Raw genomic sequence first — 12827 nt, forward strand, 5'->3', positions numbered from 1 at the left:
CCCGTGGCAGCTCCGAGCCTGTCACAACGTCAGTGTCATGCCGGGGTGGCAGAGCTGTCAATCAAAAGCTGTGACCTTTTTTGGGTGTTTTGCCCGAAAATATAAGCAACTCCTTTCAAAGCGTTGCCAAAACCTTAAATTCGGTCAAAATTCCCGGACGCCCCGATGATCCATTCGAAACGGCATGGCGAAATCCTGCGGCTCCTCGCCGAGGAGGGCACGATCACCATAGCCAGCCTTGCCGAACGTCTCGGCGTCTCGCTGGAAACGGTGCGGCGCGATATCAAGCCGCTCGCCGATGGCGGGTCTGTGCTGAAGATGCATGGCGCCGTGGGCCTTGCCTCGATCGTCGGCGAGGCGCCGTTCGAGCGGCGCATGCGCGAGAATGCCGAAGCCAAGCGCCTGATCGCCAGGATGGTCGCGGCCACGATCCGCGATGGCGAGGCGATCATGCTCGATACCGGCACGACCACATCCTTCCTCGCTCGAGAGCTGCTCGGCCATCGCCGGCTGACGGTGGTCACCAATTCCTCCGACATCGCCCGCACGCTGGCGACGGTGAACGGCAACAGGGTCTATATGGCGGGCGGCGAGCTGCGCAGCGATTCAGGCGCGGCCTTCGGTATTTCGGCGATCGAATTCGTCAGCCGCTTTTCGGTCGACCATGCGGTGATCTCGATCGGCGCGGTCGACGCCGCCGCCGGCCTGACCGACTATGATCTGGACGAGGCGGAATTCGCCCGCATGGTGCTGTCGCGCGGCCAGCGCTCGCTGGTCATCACCGACCATACCAAGTTCGGCCGCCAGGGGCTGGTCCGGGTCTGCGGCTTTGACGGCTTTTCCGAACTTGTCACCGACCAGCCGCCGCCCCGCGACATCGCCGCCGCGCTGAGCCAGGCCGGCGCGCGCTTGACCATTGCGACGGCCTGACCTCACCCTGGGAAAACGGCAAGCGACTAGCCGAACACCAGGGATTGGTGCGCCGCGACGCCGGCCATAGCGCCGCCGGATACCGCGAAGGCGATGTTGTGCATCAAACGCGCGGCATCTCCGGCCGCGAACACGCCGGGCACCGATGTCTGCTGCTTGTCGTCCACGACGATCGCCCGGCCGAGCGGGCCTTCGCTGAAGGCGCAGCCCAGCTGCTCGGCGAGCGGGCTTGTCATCACGTTGCGCGGCGCGGTGAACAGCGCCCGCACGCTTGCGCTGCGATCGCCGTCCAGCCTGACGACCAGACCGCCGGACCCGTCGTCCTGCACTTCGCTCACCTTGGCAGGCTCGAAGCGGATGTTGCGCTTCTCCAAGACCCGCGCCTGGTCCGCGTCCGGTTCGAACAGCCCGTTTGCGAACAGCGTGACGTCGCCCCAATCGGAGATCAGCTCGGCCTGGTGCAGCGACATCGCTCCGGTCGCCAGCACGCCGAGAGGCCCGCCTGCCACCTCGTAACCGTGGCAATAGGGGCAGTGCAGCACTGTCTTGCCCCACTGCCCGGCCAGTCCGGGGACATCCGGCAGGATGTCTCGGACGCCGGTGGCGAGCACCAGCCTTGTCGCGCCGAAACCCTCGCCATTGTCCATCTCGACCTCGAAGCCGGTGCCGGCAATTGCGGCCCGCTCGGCGCGGCCCTCGATCACCGTGACGGTGGGATAGGCGAGCAACTGTGCCCTGGCCTCGTCGAGAATGTCCGACGGCGCCCGCCCGTCCTGGCCGAAGAAGCCATGCAAATGTTCGGCGAAGCGGTTCCGCGGCTGCCCGGCATCGATCACCAGCACCTTGCGGCGCCCCCGCGCCGCATACATGGCAGCGGACAGGCCGGCAAAGCTGCCGCCGACGACGATGACATCATACTGCATGGCTGGATACTCCGATCAGGTCATAACGACGGCGGAAATCGGCTGTCAGGTCGGCCAGCGTGATATGGCTGAGCCGCGCGGTGAGCAGCCTTTCCGCCTCAAGGCGAAAATCGTCGAGCACGGCGATCACCGCCTGCTCGACCAGGCATCCCGGACTCTCCGGCTCGGTGCTGAACGGCAAAAGCGTCTCGCCGAGCGCGGCGCTGATCTCGGCCAGCGAGATCTTGTCCGGTGTCCGGCCGAGCTGCCAGCCGCCGCCATGGCCACGCGATGAGGTCACGATGCCCGCCTCGCGCAAGCCGGCGATGGTGCGGCGCACCACCACTGGGTTCGTGTGGATGAAGCCGGCAAGCTGCTCGGAGGTCAGCGCCCGGTCGGGCGCCTCGGCCATGTGGACGAGGATGTGCAGGGTCGAGGACAGTCGGCTGTTGCGCTTCATGTAACTTAGTTAGTTACGAATCGTGCCGATGTCAAACTCAGCCGGACTGCTGTCACGGCACGGCTGTGCGTCAGGCCGGAAAGATCATCCGGAAACAAGCGCCGCCCTGCTTGCCGTCGAGCACCTCGACCTTGCCGCCATGCAGTTGCATCAGGTCGCGGACAAGGTTGAGACCGAGGCCGGCGCCATGATCCTGCGGATGCAGGCGGTAGAAGGGCTCGAATATCCGCTCGCGTTCGGATGCCGGCACGCCGTCGCCTTCGTCCAGCACTTCGATCACCGCGGGCGGGCTTACGCTGATGGTGATGCGGCCGGCCTTGCCGCCATGGTCGATCGCGTTCTGGACGAGATTGGTCACCGCGCGCTCGATCGCCGTTCGGTCGCCGCGCACAGTAAGCTTTTCCTTGGCCGGCTCGAACGCCATCTCGTAGCCGGCGGCGAAGGCCATCGGCGCCAGGTCGACCACGACGTTGCGGGCTAGAAGGACCAGGTCGACCGGCCCGAAATGTTCGGCCTGGCGGTCGAGCCGCTGCAGGTCGAGCAGTTGGTCGGCCAGCGTCGACAGCCGCGCTGCGTCCTGCAGCAGCCTGGCACGCTCGGGCGTCGCCGGCAGCGCGGCAAGCCGCGTGTTGAGGATGGCGACCGGCGTTCTGAGCTCATGCGCGGCATCGGTCAGGAAGCGCTTGTGCCGCTCATAGCCGGCGTCGAGCCTGGACAGCGCCGCGTTGACCGCGGTGACCAGCGGCGTGACTTCCTTGGGCACGCCGTCCAGCGGCAACTGCACGCCGCGCTTGTCGATGTCAATCTGCTCCGCCGCGCGCGCCGCGTTGCCGAGGCCGGAAAGCGCCCCCCGCACCACCCAGGGCGTCGCGAACAGCGTCGCCAGCGCCATCAGCCCGGCCAGCGGCAAAATCCCCTGCAGGAAGAGCGCTGGCGCCTGCCCGAGAACGCGCAGCAACGAGAGCCCGCCCTTGGTGCCGCTCATGATCTGGACATTGCCGGCCGCCGTGTCCGTCCAGCGGATCTTGCCGCCGGGCGGGGCGGCCTCGCCAATGGCAAGGTCGATGCGGGCATCGCTGATATTGTCCAGCAATTCGACGAAGGGCTGGTAGGCAACCGGCACGGTGCCTTCCTGAAGCCGGTGCCCGTCCTTGTCGCGGATGACGAACCAGAGGTCCGGGACATCCGAACGCAGCTTGGTCAGATCGGAATTCTCCTTCAGCACCAGCGCGCCATTGGCGTCGCGCGTCACCGCGTCCGCCAGCACGTCCATCGTGCCGTCCTCATAATCGTGCGGGATGATCCCGGTGGCGAGCATTGCGCCGATGATGCCGGCGATGATGAGCGTCAGCATCACGCATTGCAAGATGGCGATGCGCAGCACCAGGCTCCATTTCAGCGAGCGCGGCCGGCGAAGCTTCATGTGGTCTCGCGCAGCAGGTAGCCGACGCCGCGAATGCCGTTGATGACGACCCCGCCATCGGCCTCGGCAAGCTTGCGGCGCAGCCGCGAGACGTGGGTATCGAGCGCGTTGGACTGGATCTCGTCGTCCAGCCCGAACACGGCTTCCATCAGGGCCTCGCGCTGCACCATGCGTCCCGTTCGCCGCATCAGCGCCTCCAGCACCAGCAATTCGCGGCGTGGCAAGACGAGCGGCTCGCCGCGGATCGAGGCCTCGCGGTGGCCGACATCGAGTGAAAGATGGCCCGCGCGGATGGTCTGCGTCTCGATCGCCGCCGGCCGCCGCAGCAATGCCCTCAGCCGCGCCAGCAACTCCTCGAAGGCGAAAGGCTTGGCCAGGTAGTCGTCGGCGCCCATGTCGAGCCCGTCGACCTTGTCGGCGGTGTCGCCTCGGGCCGTCAGCATCAGCACCGGCGTGGTATTCCTGGCGGCGCGGAGCTTCGGCACAAGCGTCAGCCCGTCGCCGTCCGGCAGCTGCCGGTCGAGCAGGATCGCGTCATAGCCGTCGACGGCGACGAACCCTTCCGCTTCCAGCAGCGAGCCAGCATGGTCGACCACCATGTCGTGCCGCCTCAGCGCCGCCCGCAGCGCCGAAACCATTTCCGGCTCGTCCTCGACCAGCAGGATACGCATCCAAGACCCCTTACAGTCCCCAGCTCTTACAATCCATCGCCGGCCGACTATCGCGCCAAGATTGCGCAAACATGGCGCCGGCTTCGGCTGGCGGCCGCGAGCCTTTTCTTTCGCAAAGCCATGCCGTTCGCAATGTCCAGGCAATCCGTCACCCGCAAACAGCGCCTCGTCGAATGCCGGGCAATCCGAATCGCCCGCGCAAAGCAATGAGGTCAACATGCCTGCAAATGACGCTTTGTCCTTCCTGAAGGCCTGGACGCTGGCGCCGTTCCGGATGGGCTCGGTCACCCCCTCCGGTCCGAGCCTGGCGGCGCTGATGACGCGTGAGATCGGTCCCGAGACGGGTCCGGTGCTCGAGCTCGGGCCGGGCACCGGTCCGTTCACCCGCGCCCTGCTTCAGCGCGGCGTCCGCGAAAGCGACCTGACGCTGGTCGAGTCCGATCCGGATTTTGCCGCGCTGCTCGCGCGCCGGTTCCCGGGGGCGCGCATCGTCGAGATGGATGCGGTCGGCCTGCGCCATCTGCCGCTGTTCGATGAGCCGGTCGTCGGCGCGGCGGTCAGCGGATTGCCGTTTCGCCTGATATCGCCGCGCAAATCATCGGCGATCCTGGAGGGCGTCTTTGCCAGTCTTCGGCCGGGGGCTGCGCTCTATCAGTTCACCTTTGGCCGTCGGTGTCCTTTCGAACAGACAGTGCTCGACAGGCTCGACCTCGAGGCGGTCCGCATCGGCAGTACTTTGCGCAACTTTCCGCCGGCGACGGTCTATCGTGTCTCCAGGATCAAGGGCCTCGACACCTATGACTGGCGCTTCGCATGACGACCGATCTCCTGTCCACGGCACTGGGGCTTGGCGTGCTCGGCGCCGCCTGCCTCGCATTCACCGAAAAGATCCTGCCTGCGCCGCCGTCGCATGTGCTGCTGCTCTTTCTCGGCATGGCCAGGGCGCCCGATCTTGCGGCGCTCGGCGCCTTGCTGGCGGTGACGACATCGGCTTCGACGGCTGGCTGCCTGTTCTGGTACGCTTTGGGCTGCCGGCTCGGACCGTCGCGCGCCGAAGCCCTGGTCGGGCGCTTCGGCCGCTACATCTTCCTGCGCCACGAAACCTATCTGCGTTTCTCCGCTGCCTATCGCCGCAACCACATACGCGCCTCGCTCATGGCGCAGTTCGTGCCCGCGGTGCGGAACTATCTGCCGATCGCCGCCGGCGCGCTGCGCCTGCCGGCCTTGCCCTTCGCTTTGGCGACCTTGCTTGGCGCGATGCTGTGGAATGCCGGCTTCCTTCTTGCCGGCTATGCGATGCGCGACAGTGCCCATGATCTGCCCACGGTGGCGTTTCGCATCATGGCCGTCGTGCTCGCGCTGGAAGTCGTGTTTCTCATCGGACTGCGCTCTCGCTGGCGCCGCGCCGGACCGGCAAGAAGCTGGAATTCACAGGCGTAAAACAACGGGCCGCGCCGGCTTTCCTTCTCGCGCGCGCCGGTGTTTAGTCCGGCGATGGCCTTCACCATCCGCCAATTGCAGTTCTTCGTCGCCGTCGCCGAGCAGGGCACCGTCTCGGGCGCCGCGCAGAACCTGTCGATTTCGCAATCCTCTGTCACCGAGGCGATCAAGGAATTGGAGAGCGATCTCGGCGTCGAGCTGTTCGAACGCCATCCGCGCGGCCTCAACATCACCCATAAGGGTCATCAGTTCCTGCGCCACGCGACCAAGATCCTGGCCGACGTTTCCGATGCGCGTCGCTCCTTCTCAAGCGAGCAGGCTGCCACTAGCGGCCGCCTGCAGCTCGGCGTCACCTCGCTGGTCGCCGGCTATGTTCTGTCCGACCTGCTCGCCCGCTACCGCCGCGCCTATCCCGGCGTCGAGGTCTCGGCCATCGAGGACAATGGCGACTATCTCGAGCACCTTCTGGTCGGCGGCAAGCTGGATATCGCCGTCATGGTGACCTCCAACCTGCGCGACCGCACCGCGCTGCAATCGGAAATCCTGGAGGTCTCGGCCTATCGCTTGTGGGTCCCGCTCAGCCACAGGCTCGCCAGCGCCGACATCATCTCGATCGGCGATATCGCGTCCGAGCCGCTGATCATGCTCACCGTCGACGAGATCGAGGAAAACACCGGCAAGCTGCTGTCGGCGATCGGCGCGAGACCCCATGTCGCCTTCCGCACGCGATCGGTGGAAGCGGTGCGCAGCCTTGTCGCCACGGGCGCCGGCGTGGCGCTCTTGCCCGACCTCGTCTACCGGCCCTGGTCGCTGGAAGGCGACCGCATCGAATCGCGGGATGTTTCCGGGTCGCTGCCGGTGGTCCAGGTCGGCACCGTCTGGCGCCGCGGCTCCGGCCTGCCGCAGGCCGCGCGCGACTTCATCGGCCTCGCGCAGTCGCAGCGGATGGCGCGGCAACGGCTTTAGTCAAGCAATTCCAGGAAAAGTGTGAAGCGGTTTTCCGTCTGGAATTGCGTCAAAAGTATCGGAAAAACCGATATCGGCTTTCTGATAAATGAATTTGCGAAACCGGATTTTTCACAGCACCTTTCGCCCAGGGAACAAAGCCGCGCCCTGAGAGCGCTGCCCCTAGCAATGGGAGATCGACGATGAATGCATTCCTGAAGTCGTGCACAGCGCTGACTGTCGCGCTGACTTTTTCCGGTCAGGCCATGGCCCAGGTCAAGGAACTCGGCAAGGGCGAGGGGCAGGTCAACATCGTTGCCTGGCCGGGCTATATCGAGCGCGGCGAGACCGACAAGAATTACGACTGGGTGACGGCTTTCGAGAAGGAAAGCGGCTGCAAGGTCAACGTGAAGACCGCCAATACCTCGGACGAGATGGTCTCGCTGATGAACGAGGGCGGCTTCGACCTCGTCACCGCTTCGGGCGATGCATCGCTGCGCCTCGTCGCCGGCAAGCGCGTGCAGCCGATCAACACCGACCTCATCCCGAGCTGGAAGAATGTCGACGACCGCCTGAAGGAAGCGCCCTGGTTCACCGTCGACAAGGTGCATTACGGCGTCCCCTATCAGTGGGGCCCGAATATCCTGATGTACAACACCGCTGTCTTCAAGGAAGCGCCCAAGAGCTGGAACGTCGTCTTCGAGGAGATGAAGCTGCCCGACGGCAAGTCGAACAAGGGCCGTGTCCAGGCCTATGACGGCCCGATCCACATCGCCGACGCAGCCAATTACCTGATGTTCCACAAGCCGGAACTCGGCATCAAGGATCCGTACGAGCTCAACGAAGACCAGTACAAGGCGGCGCTCGATCTCTTGCGCACGCAGCGCACGCTGGTCGGCCGCTACTGGCACGATGCCGCGATCCAGGTCGACGACTTCCAGAACGAGGGCGTGGTCGCTTCCGGCTCGTGGCCCTATCAGGTCAACACACTGGTCGCCGCCAAGAAGCCGGTCGCCTCGACCGTGCCGGAAGAAGGCGTCACCGGCTGGGCCGACACCACCATGATGGAAGCCGACGCCGCCCATCCGAACTGCGCCTACAAGTGGCTCGAGCATTCGCTGTCGCCGAAGGTCCAGGGCGACGTCTCGGCCTGGTTCGGCTCGCTGCCGGTCGTGCCCGCCGCCTGCAAGGGCAACGAGTTGCTCGGCGAGGAAGGCTGCAAGACCAACGGTTACGAGAATTTCGACAAGATCAAGTTCTGGAAGACGCCGGTGTCGAAATGCGCCAGCCAGAACGACCAGTGCGTGCCGTACTACCGCTGGGTATCGGATTATATCGGCGTCATCGGCGGGCGTTGATCTCGCTTACCCTCCTCCTTGTGGGGAGGGTCGACGCTTGAGCGTCGGGGTGGGGGCTCCCCACCCGCGGCTTCGCCGCGACCTCCCCACAAGGGGGAGGTAGGGCGTCGCGCGAACTCGTCTTCGTTTGACCCGGCAACTGAATTGACAGGGCCCATGACCTCTGCCGTTTCCTTCAAACAAGTCTCGCGCCATTTCGGCAGCGTGCGCGCGGTCGACGCGGTGGATCTGGAGATCGCTCCTGGCGAGTTCTTCGCCATGCTCGGGCCGTCCGGGTCGGGCAAGACGACGTGCCTCAGGCTGATCGCCGGCTTCGAGCAGCCGACGGCGGGCTCGATCTCCATCTTCGGCGAGCGTGCCGAGGGCGTCCCGCCCTATCGCCGCAACGTCAACACCGTCTTCCAGGACTACGCGCTGTTCCCGCATCTCAACGTGCTCGACAACGTCGCCTACGGCCTGATGGTCAAGGGCGTCGGCAAGGCCGAGCGGCTGAAGGCGGCGGAAGAGGCGCTGTCGCTGGTGCGCCTGCCGGGTTATGGCGCGCGCCGCCCCGGCCAGCTCTCCGGCGGCCAGCGTCAGCGCGTCGCGCTCGCCCGGGCGCTGGTCAACCAGCCAAAGGTCCTGCTCCTCGACGAGCCGCTCGGCGCGCTCGACCTCAAGCTGCGCGAGAACATGCAGGAGGAATTGAAGTCGCTGCAGAAGGTGCTCGGCATCACTTTCGTCTTCGTCACCCACGATCAGGGTGAGGCGCTTTCCATGGCCGACCGCGTGGCCGTCTTCAACGACGGCAGGATCATGCAGGTCGGCACGCCGGAGGATATCTACCAGCGCCCGAACACGCGCTTCGTCGCCGATTTCGTCGGCTCATCCAACGTGCTGCCGCCCGATTTCGTCCAGCGCTATTCCGGCCAGCACCGCTGGGGAAGCCTGCGCCCGGAGTCGATCCGCGTCTCCAGCGCGACCAGCGGCGACGGCGTCGCCGCGCGCCTGGTCGGAACGAATTATCTCGGTGCCACGACGAGGCTGGCGCTCGATGCCGACGGGCTGAGGTTGCATGCGGTGGTGCCGGCGGGTACGGCGCTGCCGGCGGAAGGCGAGGCGGTCATGCTCACCTTCAACCGCGACAGCCTGCATCTGATGGACGAGCCGTCATGATGATGCTTGCAGCGATGGCAAATTGGGCAGGCGTGGCGCTCTACGGCGCCCCCCTCTGGCCTGCCGGCCATCTCCCCCACAAGGGGGGAGATCAGCAGTTCCGTCGCCGACTCGCTCCTTTCAGCGCTGACAATTGGCGAAAGCGGCCGCGACAGCCAATCTCCCCCCTCGTGGGGGAGATGTCCGGCAGGACAGAGGGGGGCGCGAAGGATCTCGGCCTTTCAGGTAAGCCTCTTCCACGCGCGGTGCTGCAATGACCATCGCCGCGCTCAACTCCAACCCCGCCCCCGCCATCCTGCCGGGCAGCGGCGGCCTGCGCGGCGCGTTCTCCGACCTCTTCTGGCGGCGGCCGAAATTCCTGCTCGCTCTGATGCTTCTGCCGCCACTTCTGTGGCTCGGCATCGTCTATATCGGCTCGCTCATCGCGCTGCTCCTGCAGAGCTTCTTCTCGATCGACGAGTTCTCCGGCCTCATCAACCGCCAGTTCACGCTGAAGACCTATGGCGACCTGTTCCAGGCCGCCAACCTCGACATCATCCTGCGCACGGTGACGATGGCGGCACTGGTCACGCTCGCTTCGGCGATCATCGCTTTCCCCATCGCCTATTACGCGGCGCGTTACGCCCGCGGCCGCTGGAAGGCGCTGTTCTATCTCGGCGTCATGCTGCCGCTGTGGTCGAGCTACCTGGTCAAGATCTACGCCTGGAAGCTGATCCTCGCCAAGGAAGGCATCCTCACCTGGCTGCTGGCCAAGCTGAACCTTCTGTGGCTGCTCGATGCCTGGCTGTCGCTGCCCATCGTCGGGGGCAACTCGCTCTCGGTTTCCTTCACCGGCACCTTCATCGTCTTCGTCTATGTCTGGCTGCCCTTCATGATCCTCCCCGTTCAGGCGGCGCTGGAACGCGTGCCCGGCAATCTGGTCGAGGCCTCCTCCGATCTAGGCGCCTCGCCCCGGCAGACCTTCGGCAACGTGCTGTTCCCGCTGGCGCTGCCAGGGATCGTCGCCGGCTCGATCTTCACCTTCTCGCTGACCTTGGGCGACTACATCATTCCGCAGATCATCGGCACCTCGCGGCTCTTCATCGGCCAGGCCGTCTATTCGCAGCAGGGCACTGCCGGCAATATTCCCTTGGCCGCCGCCTTCACCGTCGTACCCATCGTCATCATGGGCTTCTACCTCTGGGGCGCCAAGCGGATGGGGGCTTTCAATGCGCTCTGACCGCGGTCAATCCGCTCCGCTCGGCCTGAAGATCGCCGCCGCCTGCGGCCTGCTCTTCCTGCATCTGCCGATCCTTTTGATCTTCGTCTACGCCTTCACGACGGAAGAGAAGAGCTTCGTGTGGCCCCCGCCGGGCTTGACCACGCAATGGTTCGCCGTCACCTGGAACCGGCCGGACGTATGGGATGCGCTGTCGCTGTCGGTGCGCGTCGCCGCCATCTCGACGGCGATCGCGCTGGTGCTCGGCACGCTCTGCGCCGCCGCCGTCTCGCAGACCCGCTTCTTCGGCCGCGAAGCCATCTCGCTTTTGGTCATCCTGCCGATCGCGCTGCCCGGCATCATCACCGGCATCGCGCTGCGCTCGGCCTTTGCATTGGCCGACATCCCCTTCTCGTTCTGGACGATCGTGCTCGGCCACGCCACCTTCTGCGTGGTCGTCGTCTACAACAACGCCGTCGCCCGCTTCCGCCGAACCTCCGGCTCGATGATCGAGGCCTCGATGGATCTCGGCGCCGACGGTTTTCAGACGTTCAGGCATGTCGTGCTGCCGAATATCGCGACCGCGCTGCTTGCCGGCGGCATGCTCGCCTTCGCGCTGTCCTTCGACGAGGTCATCGTCACCACCTTCACCGCCGGCCAGCAGCAGACGGTGCCGATCTGGATGCTGGAAGAGCTGATCCGCCCGCGCCAGCGCCCGGTCACCAATGTCGTGGCCATGGTCGTCGTGCTGGTGACGCTGCTGCCGATCCTCTTTGCCTATTACCTGACCCGCGACGGCGACCAGATCGCCGGTTCGGGCAAATAACTGAGTTCGTAAGGGAGTGACGTCCATGGACACCCAGATGCTGATCGGCTCGAAATTCGAGAAGGGCACCGAAACCGAGGAGCCGATCCTCAACCCGAAGACCGGCGCCACGATCCTCAATCTGCCGGAAGCCAGCCCGGCGCAGATCGAGGCTGCGGTGGCCGCCGCCGGGAAGGCGTTCGTCAGTTGGTCGCGCACGACGCCGGCGCAACGCTCCGGCTACCTGCTCAAGATCGCCGATCGCATCGAGGCCGAGGCGAAGGAGTTCGCCGCGCTCGAAGCGCTGAATTGCGGCAAGCCGATCAACGCCGTGCTCAATGACGAGATCCCGGCGATCGTCGACTGCTACCGTTTCTTTGCCGGCGCGGTCCGCTCGATGCCCGGCCAGGTCGCGGGCGAATATATTCCGGGCCACACCTCGATGGTGCGGCGCGATCCAGTCGGCATCGTCGCCTCCATCGCGCCGTGGAACTATCCACTGATGATGATGGCCTGGAAGCTGGCGCCAGCGATCGGCGGCGGCAACACGGTGGTCTTCAAGCCGTCGGAACAGACGCCGCTGACGGCGCTGAAGCTGGCGAAGATCCTGTCGGAGATCCTGCCTGAAGGCGTGGTCAATGTCGTGCTCGGCCGCGGCGACAGCGTCGGCAACACGCTGATCAACCATGCCAAGGTCAACATGATCTCGATCACCGGCGATGTCGCCACCGGCAAGAAGGTGCTGCAGGCGGCCGCCAAGTCGGTCAAGCGTACGCATCTGGAGCTCGGCGGTAAGGCGCCGGTCATCGTCTTCGACGACGCCGATCTCGGTGCCGTGATCAATGGCCTGCGCGCCTTCGGCTATTACAATGCCGGCCAGGACTGCACCGCCGCCTGCCGCATCTATGCCGGCAAGAAGATCTACGACAAGCTCGTCGCCGATCTTTCCTCGGCCGTCTCGACCATCAAATACAACCAGCCGGACGACACCGAGAACGAGATCGGCCCGCTGATCTCGCGCCGCCAGCGCGACCGCGTGTCGAGCTTCGTCGAGCGCGCTTCCGAACTGAAGCACATCGAGATCACCACCGGCGGCAAGCCGGGCGACGGCTCGGGCTTCTACTACCAGCCGACCGTCGTCGCTGGCGCGCTGCAGGAAGACGAGATCGTGCGCCGCGAGGTGTTCGGTCCGGTCGTCTCGGTCACCCGCTTCTCGGACGTCGACGAGGCGGTGAGCTGGGCGAACGACAGCGATTACGGCCTCGCCTCGTCGGTGTGGACCAAGGACATCTCGCGCGCCATGGCGACCGCCGCCCGGCTGCAATATGGCTGCACCTGGATCAACACCCACTTCATGCTCACCAACGAGATGCCGCATGGCGGCCTCAAGCAGTCAGGCTACGGCAAGGACATGTCGCTCTACGCGCTGGAGGATTACACCGCTGTCCGCCACGTGATGGTGGCGCACGGGTAAGGTATTACCTCTTCCCTTGTGGGAGCGGTCGGATTGCCAGCCGAATTGCGAAGGGCAATTCAGGGG

13 protein-coding genes are annotated in these 12827 nt (G+C 65.4%); 9 read left to right on the plus strand and 4 right to left on the minus strand.

Annotation, left to right across the window (positions count from 1 at the left end):
• The first annotated feature begins 165 nt into the window (after nt 1-165).
• Nucleotides 166-930, plus strand: a complete 765-nt coding sequence (locus RFM41_RS12700) for a DeoR/GlpR family DNA-binding transcription regulator (protein WP_320249269.1) — start codon at nt 166-168, stop codon at nt 928-930.
• Nucleotides 931-956: 26 nt separating this feature from the next.
• Here the strand turns inward: RFM41_RS12700 and RFM41_RS12705 are convergent, their stop codons facing one another.
• From RFM41_RS12705 to RFM41_RS12720, 4 genes are all read right to left on the minus strand, one after another.
• Entirely contained in the window at nt 957-1853 is an 897-nt protein-coding gene (locus RFM41_RS12705) for an NAD(P)/FAD-dependent oxidoreductase (protein ID WP_320249266.1), read from the minus strand.
• Nucleotides 1843-2292 (minus strand): RrF2 family transcriptional regulator, encoded by a 450-nt coding sequence (locus tag RFM41_RS12710; protein ID WP_320249263.1) that lies wholly within the window; start codon nt 2290-2292, stop codon nt 1843-1845. The genes RFM41_RS12705 and RFM41_RS12710 overlap by 11 nt, the downstream gene beginning before the upstream one ends.
• A 70-nt stretch (nt 2293-2362) precedes the next feature.
• The gene (locus RFM41_RS12715; RefSeq protein ID WP_320249261.1) at nt 2363-3715 is read right to left on the minus strand and encodes a sensor histidine kinase; all 1353 of its coding nucleotides are present in this window, start codon (nt 3713-3715) and stop codon (nt 2363-2365) included.
• Nucleotides 3712-4386, minus strand: a complete 675-nt coding sequence (locus RFM41_RS12720) for a response regulator transcription factor (RefSeq protein WP_320249259.1) — start codon at nt 4384-4386, stop codon at nt 3712-3714. Before RFM41_RS12720 ends, RFM41_RS12715 begins: the two co-directional genes overlap by 4 nt.
• A gap of 217 nt (nt 4387-4603) precedes the next feature.
• Here RFM41_RS12720 and RFM41_RS12725 point away from each other — a divergent pair, with 217 nt between their 5' ends.
• The 8 genes from RFM41_RS12725 to RFM41_RS12760 all read left to right on the plus strand — a co-directional run bounded on the left by RFM41_RS12725 (nt 4604) and on the right by RFM41_RS12760 (nt 12761).
• A complete protein-coding gene (locus tag RFM41_RS12725; RefSeq protein WP_320249256.1) occupies nt 4604-5203 on the plus strand; it encodes a class I SAM-dependent methyltransferase in 600 nt (199 codons plus the stop codon).
• Entirely contained in the window at nt 5200-5826 is a 627-nt protein-coding gene (locus RFM41_RS12730) for a DedA family protein (protein ID WP_320249253.1), read from the plus strand. The genes RFM41_RS12725 and RFM41_RS12730 overlap by 4 nt, the downstream gene beginning before the upstream one ends.
• Nucleotides 5827-5880: 54 nt before the next feature.
• On the plus strand, nt 5881-6792 hold the full coding sequence (locus tag RFM41_RS12735) for a LysR family transcriptional regulator (protein WP_320249250.1): 912 nt from the start codon (nt 5881-5883) through the stop codon (nt 6790-6792).
• A 182-nt stretch (nt 6793-6974) separates the two neighbouring features.
• Nucleotides 6975-8129, plus strand: a complete 1155-nt coding sequence (locus RFM41_RS12740; protein ID WP_320249248.1) for an ABC transporter substrate-binding protein — start codon at nt 6975-6977, stop codon at nt 8127-8129.
• 156 nt (nt 8130-8285) lie between these two features.
• Nucleotides 8286-9284 (plus strand): ABC transporter ATP-binding protein, encoded by a 999-nt coding sequence (locus tag RFM41_RS12745; RefSeq protein ID WP_320249246.1) that lies wholly within the window; start codon nt 8286-8288, stop codon nt 9282-9284.
• 253 nt (nt 9285-9537) lie between these two features.
• On the plus strand, nt 9538-10503 hold the full coding sequence (locus tag RFM41_RS12750; protein ID WP_320249243.1) for an ABC transporter permease: 966 nt from the start codon (nt 9538-9540) through the stop codon (nt 10501-10503).
• Nucleotides 10493-11308: an ABC transporter permease gene (locus RFM41_RS12755; protein WP_127227748.1), complete on the plus strand. Its 816-nt coding sequence runs from the start codon at nt 10493-10495 to the stop codon at nt 11306-11308. Before RFM41_RS12750 ends, RFM41_RS12755 begins: the two co-directional genes overlap by 11 nt.
• Nucleotides 11309-11333: 25 nt before the next feature.
• Complete coding sequence (locus RFM41_RS12760; RefSeq protein WP_320249237.1) at nt 11334-12761, plus strand: gamma-aminobutyraldehyde dehydrogenase; 1428 nt, start codon at nt 11334-11336, stop codon at nt 12759-12761.
• The last annotated feature ends 66 nt before the right edge of the window (nt 12762-12827 follow it).

The organism is Mesorhizobium vachelliae, from assembly GCF_033977325.1.
Lineage (GTDB): Bacteria > Pseudomonadota > Alphaproteobacteria > Rhizobiales > Rhizobiaceae > Mesorhizobium > Mesorhizobium vachelliae.

What these genes read in the sequence shown, in the direction of transcription:
- RFM41_RS12700 (WP_320249269.1), top strand. Translation starts at nt 166, where the DNA reads ATGATCCATTCGAAACGGCATGGCGAAATCCTGCGGCTCCTCGCCGAG.
- RFM41_RS12705 (WP_320249266.1), bottom strand. Translation starts at nt 1,853, where the DNA reads ATGCAGTATGATGTCATCGTCGTCGGCGGCAGCTTTGCCGGCCTGTCC.
- RFM41_RS12710 (WP_320249263.1), bottom strand. Translation starts at nt 2,292, where the DNA reads ATGAAGCGCAACAGCCGACTGTCCTCGACCCTGCACATCCTCGTCCAC.
- RFM41_RS12715 (WP_320249261.1), bottom strand. Translation starts at nt 3,715, where the DNA reads ATGAAGCTTCGCCGGCCGCGCTCGCTGAAATGGAGCCTGGTGCTGCGC.
- RFM41_RS12720 (WP_320249259.1), bottom strand. Translation starts at nt 4,386, where the DNA reads ATGCGTATCCTGCTGGTCGAGGACGAGCCGGAAATGGTTTCGGCGCTG.
- RFM41_RS12725 (WP_320249256.1), top strand. Translation starts at nt 4,604, where the DNA reads ATGCCTGCAAATGACGCTTTGTCCTTCCTGAAGGCCTGGACGCTGGCG.
- RFM41_RS12730 (WP_320249253.1), top strand. Translation starts at nt 5,200, where the DNA reads ATGACGACCGATCTCCTGTCCACGGCACTGGGGCTTGGCGTGCTCGGC.
- RFM41_RS12735 (WP_320249250.1), top strand. Translation starts at nt 5,881, where the DNA reads ATGGCCTTCACCATCCGCCAATTGCAGTTCTTCGTCGCCGTCGCCGAG.
- RFM41_RS12740 (WP_320249248.1), top strand. Translation starts at nt 6,975, where the DNA reads ATGAATGCATTCCTGAAGTCGTGCACAGCGCTGACTGTCGCGCTGACT.
- RFM41_RS12745 (WP_320249246.1), top strand. Translation starts at nt 8,286, where the DNA reads ATGACCTCTGCCGTTTCCTTCAAACAAGTCTCGCGCCATTTCGGCAGC.
- RFM41_RS12750 (WP_320249243.1), top strand. Translation starts at nt 9,538, where the DNA reads ATGACCATCGCCGCGCTCAACTCCAACCCCGCCCCCGCCATCCTGCCG.
- RFM41_RS12755 (WP_127227748.1), top strand. Translation starts at nt 10,493, where the DNA reads ATGCGCTCTGACCGCGGTCAATCCGCTCCGCTCGGCCTGAAGATCGCC.
- RFM41_RS12760 (WP_320249237.1), top strand. Translation starts at nt 11,334, where the DNA reads ATGGACACCCAGATGCTGATCGGCTCGAAATTCGAGAAGGGCACCGAA.